Genomic DNA, 255 nt, shown 5'->3' on the forward strand with positions numbered 1-255 from the left:
CCGATGTCGCCGGCAACACCAGCACGGCATCAACCACTTTCACCCTCGACACCGCGACTGCGGCGCCTGTCGTCGCGCTGAGCAGCGACAGCGGCGCCAGCGGCAGCGACGGCATCACCAACGTCGGCACACTGGCCATCAGCGGCACCGAGGCCGGCGCCGCCATCAGCTACAGCACCGATGGCGGCACCACCTGGACTAACAGCTTCAACGCCGTCGAGGGCGACAACAGCGTCATCGTGCGCGCCACCGACG

At 68.6% G+C, this 255-nt stretch carries 1 protein-coding gene; it reads left to right on the forward strand.

The features are described from left to right. Window positions 1-255 (forward strand): hypothetical protein (locus H3H39_RS27520; protein ID WP_182157712.1); only part of this gene is annotated, 255 nt, incomplete at both ends.

It is taken from the genome of Rugamonas apoptosis (assembly GCF_014042355.1).
Taxonomy (GTDB): domain Bacteria; phylum Pseudomonadota; class Gammaproteobacteria; order Burkholderiales; family Burkholderiaceae_D; genus Rugamonas; species Rugamonas apoptosis.